Genomic DNA, 741 nt, shown 5'->3' with positions numbered 1-741 from the left:
TTAACGGCGGCGCGCACCCAGCAGCGCTTGGCGGTGGTCGGGATCTACAAGGCGCTGGGCGGTGGCTGGCAGATTTGTGAGCAGGCGGGGCAGGCTTGCAGTGGGGCTGCGGCGCTGCGTTAGCCCCAGCCGAGCAAAAACACAGCACGGCAGTGCAAATGTGGGAGGGGGCTTGCTCCCGATGGCGGCCTGGGCCCACCAGGATGTTGGATTTGATCGAGTACATATCCGTTATTTGGGCAATGGCTACTTATGGTTCCGCTTTTACAGCGGGTCACTTTTGAAAAGAGCAAAAGTAACCAAAAGGCTCTTGCCCCACCACTCGGCACCTCGCCCAGGCTCGGTGTGCCCGTAATCCGACAGGGATTTGGGGGGCCGCCGCCACGCGCCATCCATGGCGCGGGGCGGCTAAACCGGCATCCCTGCCGGTTTACCCCCCAAATCCCTGTCGAATTCCGGCAAGCGTGGTTTAACGGGGCGCCTAAAATCAAAAGCAGATCAAGATCAAGAGCGGCTCGCTTCGCATCGTGGTTACGTTCGGGTCGGCTGATATAAAAGTTGTGTAGATACCTATGCTCATCGGGGGCAAGCCTCCTCCCACACTTTTACCGAGTGCGGATACCCATGCTCATCAATGAGCTCTTCAACGGAACAACACGAGCGTCAGCCCGACAACGGCCGCCAATACCAGCGCCCAGCTCAGCATCAACCGACGCCACAGGCGCGGGGCGTGGCGCAGTT

1 protein-coding gene and 1 pseudogene are annotated in these 741 nt (G+C 59.9%); one reads left to right on the top strand and one right to left on the bottom strand.

Going from position 1 to position 741, the window contains the following annotated elements:
* Positions 1-123: hypothetical protein (locus TU74_RS24860; RefSeq protein ID WP_241485610.1), on the top strand; the 123-nt coding region annotated here is incomplete at its 5' end.
* A 520-nt stretch (positions 124-643) separates the two neighbouring features.
* Here TU74_RS24860 and TU74_RS25210 read toward each other — a convergent pair.
* A pseudogene (locus tag TU74_RS25210) lies at positions 644-741 on the bottom strand (cytochrome C oxidase subunit IV family protein); the annotation flags it as partial.

It is taken from the genome of Pseudomonas lundensis (assembly GCF_001042985.1).
Classification (GTDB): Bacteria; Pseudomonadota; Gammaproteobacteria; order Pseudomonadales; family Pseudomonadaceae; genus Aquipseudomonas; species Aquipseudomonas lundensis.
Note: the sequence above shows the minus strand (reverse complement) of the source record. Positions and strands in the feature narration are given on the sequence as shown.